Source organism: Microbacterium sp. Leaf351, from assembly GCF_001423825.1.
In the GTDB taxonomy this organism is placed as follows: Bacteria; Actinomycetota; Actinomycetes; order Actinomycetales; family Microbacteriaceae; genus Microbacterium; species Microbacterium ginsengisoli.
This window is the reverse complement of record NZ_LMPK01000034.1, coordinates 41,409-48,802: the sequence shown is the minus strand read 5'-3', so window position 1 is coordinate 48,802 and position 7,394 is coordinate 41,409. Positions and strand designations below refer to the sequence as shown.

The following is a 7,394-nucleotide window of genomic DNA, read 5'->3' as shown; positions in this document are numbered from 1 at the left end:
CGACCTCGCCCCGCGCGCCACCGACCTGCTCATCGACCTGAAGGTCGGCACCGCCGAGGCGACGATCCTCACCAACGACCTCACCCACGACTACGTCCACGAGAACAGCGCGTACGCCTCATGACCGATCCCGCCCTGCAAGACACCGACCCGACCGAGGCCTCCGCGAAGGCGGCGACCCTCATCGAGTCGCTGCCCTGGCTGCGTCGCTTCCGCGACCAGATCGTCGTCGTCAAGTACGGCGGCAACGCGATGGTCTCCGAGGAGCTGCAGGACGCCTTCGCCGCCGACATGGCCTACCTCCGCTACGTCGGGGTCAAGCCGGTCGTCGTGCACGGCGGCGGTCCCCAGATCTCCGACATGCTCGACCGGCTCGCGATCCCGACCGAGTTCAAGGGCGGCTACCGGGTGACCTCCACCGAGGCGATCTCGGTGGTGCGAATGGTGCTCACCGGTCAGGTGAACCCGCAGCTGGTCGCCAAGATCAACGCCCACGGCCCGGTCGCCGCGGGTCTGTCGGGCGAGGACGCGGGCCTGTTCGGCGGGCGCCGTCGCGGCGTGCTCGTCGACGGGGTCGAGCACGACCTCGGCCGGGTGGGCGACATCGTCGAGGTCGACCCGCAGCCGGTGCTCGACCACGTGACGGCGGGCCGCATCCCGGTCGTCTCCTCGATCGCCCCGGACCTCGACCACCCCGGGCAGTCGCTGAACGTGAACGCGGATGCCGCGGCCGCCGCACTGGCGGTGGCCCTCGGGGCATCCAAGCTGGTCATCCTCACGGACGTGCCGGGGCTCTACGCCGACTGGCCGAACCGGGAGTCGCTCGTCTCGAGCCTCACGGCCGAGGAGCTGCGCACCATGCTGCCGTCGCTCGAGTCGGGGATGATCCCGAAGATGCGGGCGTGCCTCGACGCGATCGAAGGCGGCGTGGAGACGGCGGCGATCATCGACGGACGGGTGCCGCACTCGGTGCTCGTCGAGATCTTCACTCAGAAGGGCATCGGAACGGAAGTGGTGGCGAAATGAGCGACGCAGACGCGCAGACCGAGATCTGGCAGGAGGCCGCCGGGCGTGACCTGGTGCGCAACTCCGGCGACCGCCTGGCCCTGCTGACCCGTGGCGAGGGCGCCTACGTCTGGGATGCCGCGGGCACCCGCCTGCTCGACTTCCTCGCCGGCATCGCTGTGGACGCCCTCGGGCACGCCCACCCGGTGTTCGTCGACGCGGTGACCCGGCAGGCGCAGACCCTCGCCCACGTGTCGAACTACTTCGCCACGCCGCCGCAGCTCGAGCTCGCGGCGCTGCTGAAGCGGCTCGCCGGTACCGGCCCCGCCGGCCGCGTGTACTTCGGCAACTCGGGGGCGGAGGCCAACGAGGCCGCGTTCAAGCTGGCCCGTCTCCACGGCGGCAGCGCGCGGCCGCGCATCCTCGCGCTCGAGAGTGCGTTCCACGGCCGCACGATGGGCACGCTGGCGCTCACCGGAAAGCCGGGAATGCGCGCGCCGTTCGAGCCGATGGTGCCGGGCGTGGAGTTCCTGCCGTCGACGATCGAGGCCCTCGAGGCCGCCGTCGACGACACGGTGGCCGCCCTGTTCGTCGAGCCGATCAAGGGCGAGGCGGGCGTCGTGCCGCTGCCCGAGGGGTACCTCGCCGCGGCACGGGCGATCACAGCACGCCATGGCGCGCTGCTCATCATCGACGAGATCCAGACCGGCGCCGGCCGCACCGGTGCCTGGTTCGGCTTCCAGCACGAGGGCATCGTGCCCGATGCGATCACTGTCGCCAAGGGCATCGGCGGCGGCTTCCCGATCGGCGCGCTGATCACGTTCCCGACGGCCAGCGAGCTGTTCTACCCCGGCACCCACGGATCGACGTTCGGCGGCAACGCGCTGGCGACCGCCGTCTCGGTCGCGGTGCTCCACGAGATCGAGCGCGCCGGCCTCGTCGAGGCGGCGACCCTGCGGGGCGCTCAGGTGCGCGCCGCCGTCGAGGCGATCGGCTCGCCGCTCGTCACCGGCACGCGCGGTCAGGGGCTGCTCATCGGCGTCGCCCTCACCGACCCCGTCGCGAACGAGGTCACCGCCGCCGCGCAGCGGCACGGCCTCATCGTGAACGCGGCCAACGACAGCACGGTGCGGCTGGCGCCGCCCCTCATCATCGGCGATGTCGAGATCGACGAGTTCCGCGAGCGGTTCGCCGCCGCACTCGCCGAGGTCGCGGCATCCGTCGTTCTCTCCCCGGAGGTGTCCGCATGACCCGCCATCTGCTCCGCGACGACGACCTGACAGCGGTCGAGCAGGCCGAGATCCTCGATCTCGCCGTCGAGCTCAAGCGCGACCGGTGGGCGCAGAAGCCGCTCGCCGGTCCTCAGACGGTCGCCGTGATCTTCGACAAGTCGTCGACGCGCACCCGCGTGTCGTTCGCGGTGGGCATCGCCGACCTCGGCGGCTCGCCGCTCATCATCTCGACCGCCAACAGCCAGCTCGGCGGCAAGGAGACCCCCGCCGACACCGCCCGGGTGCTCGAGCGCCAGGTCGCGGCCATCGTGTGGCGCACCTACGCCCAGGCCGGGCTCGAGGAGATGGCCCGCGGCACCCGCGTGCCCGTGGTCAACGCGCTCTCCGACGACTTCCACCCGTGTCAGCTTCTCGCCGACCTCCTCACCATCAAGGAGCACAAGGGCGAGCTCGCCGGGCTCACCCTCGCGTTCTTCGGGGACGGGCGCAGCAACATGGCCCACTCGTACGTGCTGGCGGGGGTCACCGCCGGAATGCACGTGCGCGTCGCCTCGCCCGACACCTACGCGCCCCGCGACGACGTGATCGACGACGCCGACCAGCGCGCGAAGGAGACCGGAGGCTCGGTGACGCTCTACACCGACCCGCTCGAGGCCGCCGCCGGCGCCGACGTGGTCGTCACCGACACCTGGGTGTCGATGGGCAAGGAGGAGGAGAAGCTCGCGCGCCTGCGCGACCTCGGCGCGTACAAGGTGACGAACGAGACGATGTCGCTCGCCGCGTCCGACGCGATCTTCATCCACTGCCTGCCTGCCGACCGCGGCTACGAGGTCGACGCCGAGGTCATCGACGGCCCGCAGAGCGTCGTCTGGGATGAGGCGGAGAACCGCCTGCACGCCCAGAAGGCCCTGCTGGTGTGGCTGCTGCGCCAGCAGTGAGCCGCGGCATCCGCTCGTCCATCCCGCACGAAAGGGTCGAACCTGTGACCGCTGAGTCCGCGCACGGAACCAATGAGGGTGCTCTCTGGGGCGCCCGCTTCGCCGGCGGGCCGTCGCCCGAGCTGCAGGCCCTGAGCCGCTCGACGCACTTCGACTGGGTGCTCGCTCCGTACGACATCGCCGGCTCGCACGCGCACGCCACCGCGCTGACCGCGGCGGGCTACCTGAGCGCCGACGAGGCGGCGCGCATGCACGCGGGCCTCGACCGGCTCCTCGCGGCCGTGACGTCGGGGGAGCTCGTCGCCCAGCCCTCGGACGAGGACGTGCACGGCGCGCTCGAGCAGGCGCTGATCGCCGAGGTCGGCGCCGAGCTCGGCGGCAAACTCCGCGCCGGCCGCAGCCGCAACGATCAGATCGCAACCCTGGTGCGCCTCTACCTGCTCGATCACGCCGCGGTCATCGCGCGTGAGGTGCGTGCGCTCATCGACGCGCTCGTCGCCCAGGCCGAGGCGCACGAGACGGCGATCCTCCCCGGTCGCACGCACCTTCAGCACGCGCAACCCGTGCTGCTCGCGCACCACCTGCAGGCGCACGGCTGGGCGCTCACGCGCGACCTTGAGCGGCTGCGCGACTGGGCGGTGCGCGCCCGTGTGTCGCCGTACGGCGGCGGTGCGCTCGCCGGGTCCACGCTCGGTCTCGACCCCGCGCTCGTCGCGCGCGAGCTCGGGCTCGCCGAGCCCGCCCAGAACTCCATCGACGGCACCGCCTCGCGGGACGTGGTCGCCGAGTTCGCGTTCATCGCCGCGCTCATCGGCATCGACCTGTCGCGGTTCGCCGAGGAGATCATCCTCTGGAACACCCGCGAGTTCTCCTTCGTGACCCTCGACGACGCGTATTCGACCGGGTCGAGCATCATGCCGCAGAAGAAGAACCCCGACATCGCCGAGCTCGCGCGCGGCAAGGCGGGCCGCCTCATCGGCAACGTGTCGGGGCTCCTCGCCACCCTCAAGGCGCTGCCGCTCGCCTACAACCGCGACCTGCAGGAGGACAAGGAGCCGGTGTTCGACTCGGTCGCCACCCTCGAGGTCGTGCTGCCGGCGTTCACCGGCATGGTCGCCACCCTGCGCTTCGACACGGCGCGCATGGCCGAGCTCGCGCCGCAGGGGTTCTCGCTCGCCACCGATGTCGCCGACTGGCTCGTACGCGCGGGTGTGCCCTTCCGTGACGCGCACGAGATCTCGGGTGCGCTCGTGCGGGCGTGCGAGTCCGCAGGGATCGGACTCGAGGATGCCTCCGACGCCCTGCTCACGAAGATCTCACCGCTGCTCACCCCCGCCGTGCGCGAGGTGCTCACGATCGAGGGATCGGTCGCGTCACGCGATGGCGTCGGCGGCACCGCGCCCGTGCGGGTCGCTGAGCAGCGTACGGCGCTGATCGCGGCGGCACAGGCGGCGGCCGCGGCTCTCGCGGGCTGAGGGGTTCACGCCTCCTCTGCGATACCGACGCCCGTCGTTCACCTTTCGTTCGCGCGACGGTCGTGACGAGGCGGCACGATCCCGGACGTGTCCAGCTGCATCTGGCGCAACTCACAGGAGGGTGCCAGGTGGCTGCGCAGGTGCACTACGTCAGGTTCGCGAGCACGCAGGATCGTGTGGCGCAGGAGTGGCTGCGCGCGACGCAGCTCATCGTCGAGAGCGGCACGAGCGCGCTGGTCACGCCGCCGCCTGATCGCGGCCGGGCAGGGTCCGTGGTGGGCTGGCGACTGGTCAGCGAGAATCATCGCGAGATCGCGCGCGGGAGCCGCCTGCATCCCAGCGACCGTGCTGCAGGGTTCGATGCGGCGACACTCGCGCGACGGGCGACCGAGCTGATCGTTCATGCCGCCCGGCAGCATCAGACGCGCACCAGTCGCTGGTTCGCGGTGCTGGACGACGACATCGTCCTGGTGGGTTCGCGCGCGTACGAGAATCGTGTGACAGCCCGCAACGCAGGTGCGCTCGCGGTGCGCTCGCTCGCGATTCTCGGCGCGGGGGCCGACATGCTGAGTACGGGGCAGGTGCCGCCCGAGGGAGAGCCTGCGACGTGACCGCGTCGGTCGTGGGCGGTCGATACCGGATCGGTACGACCCTGGGGAGCGGAGGCACCGCGACGGTCTACGAGGCTCACGACGAGCAGACCGACCGCGTCGTCGCGCTGAAGCTCCTCCACTCCCACCTCGCGAAGGACAACGCCGCCTGCGATGCGTTCTTCGAAGAGGTCGCTGCATCCTCTGCCATCCCGCATCCCGCGATCGTCACCGCGATCGAGTGGGGTGTCGATCGGAGTGGTGATGTGCCGGTGGCATGGATCGCCATGGAGCTCGTTCCCGGAGTGACGCTCGCGCAGCACGTGCGCACTCACGGCCCCTTGCGCGCCGCCGACACGGTTCTGTTGGCCGATGCGCTCTTGAGCGTCGTGGCCGCCGCGCACGATGCCGGCGTGGTCCATCGGGACATCAGCCCCAGCAACGTGATGGTCGACATGGCATTCGACGACGGCGGAGTGCGTCGCGAATCGGTGCGACTCCTCGACTTCGGCCTCGCCGATGTCTCCGGACGATCGACCCACGGCGCCGATCCCCTCCTGAGTGCGCCCGGCGCCGGCGTGGTGGCGAACGTGCCCTATGCGTCGCCCGAGCACCTGACCGGCGCATCCGTCACCGAGGCGAGTGATGTGTATCAGATCGGGGCCGTGCTCTGGTTCGCGCTGACCGGGGGGCCGCCGTTCGCCGGTGATCGCGACGCGGTCTCGTTCGCGCACCGTGCGCTGCCGCCGCCGCGACTGGGCGACGCGCTGCCCGGAGCGGATCCGACCCTGGAACGCATCCTCGTGCGCGCCCTCGCGAAGCAGCCGGACACGCGCTACGCCCCATCCGCCATGCGATCGGCGCTGCGCGGCGTCGGACGCGGCGCCGGCTCGCCGGCCCCCGCTCCACGCCGACCGTCTCGCGCGACCCGCGATGAGCCGGTCGGGGCTACCGCTCTCCTCCCACCGCCGTCCGCGTCGCGCCGAGGAGGGACGGCGGTCTCCCCCCGTTGGCGGCGCAGGGGAGCGGCGGCAGCGGTGATCGCCGGGATTCTGGTCACCGGGGCCGCGATCGTCGGGCTGTCGGCGGCAGCCACCCCGACCGCCTGGGGATCGCCCGCCGCCCTCGCCTCGACGCCGCCGGTGTCTCCCACCCCCTCCACCAGCCCTGCTGTCGTGACGGTGACCGTGCCCGACGTGGTGGGGCTGTCGCGGGCCGATGCGATCGCCGGTCTCGAACGGGCGGGACTCCATGTCGGTCGCGTCGATCTGGTGGATGCCGCCGCCGCCGCCGACACGGTCGTCGCCTCCGTCGCGGCGCCAGGCGCGCGTGTGGTGGCCGGCGTGTCCATCGATCTGCGCGTCGCATCCGGGAACAACCTGGTGCCCGATGTTCGCGGACTCGATGCGTCGACCGCCGGCGCGCGCCTCACCGCGGCCGGGTTCCCGAGCGCCGTCGTGTCCGGCGGGTCCCCCGGCGACCTGGTCATCGTCTACGCGCCACAGGGCAGTGTTCCGCTCGGCACGGCGGTCTCCCTCACGGTGGCACCCGCCTCGGTGCCGACCCCGACGCCCGATGCTCCGCCCACTCCGAGCGCGTCCCCGTCGGCGACCCCGACGATGTCGCCGACCCCCACGGTCATGCCGACGCCGACCCGATAGTCGGAAACTCGTCGCACCCGAGCTCGATATTCGTCCTCAATCTCGCGTACACGTCGGGTTCACCATCGGACCGGACACTTCGTGGTGTCCCGATTGGCTCGCTTCATGGCGGAGAACGGAATCAGCTCATGAGCGAAGCTCTCACGGAGGTGCTGCCCGATGCGGGCGGCGCCCGCCCTCGCTCGCTCCGGTCGAAGCCGGTGCGCGCAGATCGCGTCTTCCGCGCCGTGTCGTACTCCGCGGGCGGAACGACGGTCGCGATCATGCTCGCGGTGGGGCTGTTCCTCTCTCTGCGTGCGAGCGACGCCCTCGGTGTCGCCGGCTTCTCCTTCCTCACGACGCAGGAATGGACGCCCGAGACGCAGACCTTCGGTATCGCCGCCGTGCTCTTCGGAACCATCACTATCGCGACGATCGCCATGTGCATCTCGGTACCGCTTGCTCTGGGAACGGCACTTCTCATCAGCGAGATCGTGCCGGCGAAGGCGAGGCG

At 71.4% G+C, this 7,394-nt stretch carries 7 protein-coding genes and 1 pseudogene; all 8 read left to right on the top strand.

The window, feature by feature from the left end:
- Positions 1 to 124 (top strand): bifunctional ornithine acetyltransferase/N-acetylglutamate synthase (locus tag ASG00_RS18040; RefSeq protein WP_327037509.1); only part of this gene is annotated, 124 nt, incomplete at its 5' end.
- Positions 121 to 1,026: an acetylglutamate kinase gene (gene argB, locus ASG00_RS10355; RefSeq protein WP_045247636.1), complete on the top strand. Its 906-nt coding sequence runs from the start codon at positions 121 to 123 to the stop codon at positions 1,024 to 1,026. The genes ASG00_RS18040 and argB, both read left to right, overlap by 4 nt.
- Positions 1,023 to 2,255 (top strand): acetylornithine transaminase, encoded by a 1,233-nt coding sequence (locus ASG00_RS10350; RefSeq protein ID WP_056209330.1) that lies wholly within the window; start codon positions 1,023 to 1,025, stop codon positions 2,253 to 2,255. Before argB ends, ASG00_RS10350 begins: the two co-directional genes overlap by 4 nt.
- Positions 2,252 to 3,175, top strand: coding sequence for an ornithine carbamoyltransferase (gene argF, locus ASG00_RS10345; protein ID WP_056209328.1), 924 nt, complete (start codon positions 2,252 to 2,254; stop codon positions 3,173 to 3,175). Before ASG00_RS10350 ends, argF begins: the two co-directional genes overlap by 4 nt.
- A 44-nt stretch (positions 3,176 to 3,219) precedes the next feature.
- Positions 3,220 to 4,650 (top strand): argininosuccinate lyase, encoded by a 1,431-nt coding sequence (gene argH, locus ASG00_RS10340; protein ID WP_056209325.1) that lies wholly within the window; start codon positions 3,220 to 3,222, stop codon positions 4,648 to 4,650.
- Between the two features lie 176 nt (positions 4,651 to 4,826).
- On the top strand, positions 4,827 to 5,261 hold the full coding sequence (locus tag ASG00_RS10335) for a hypothetical protein (RefSeq protein ID WP_137877714.1): 435 nt from the start codon (positions 4,827 to 4,829) through the stop codon (positions 5,259 to 5,261).
- Positions 5,258 to 6,901, top strand: a complete 1,644-nt coding sequence (locus ASG00_RS10330) for a serine/threonine-protein kinase (RefSeq protein WP_056209319.1) — start codon at positions 5,258 to 5,260, stop codon at positions 6,899 to 6,901. The genes ASG00_RS10335 and ASG00_RS10330 overlap by 4 nt, the downstream gene beginning before the upstream one ends.
- Positions 6,902 to 7,029: 128 nt before the next feature.
- Positions 7,030 to 7,394: pseudogene (locus tag ASG00_RS18035) on the top strand (phosphate ABC transporter permease subunit PstC); the annotation flags it as partial.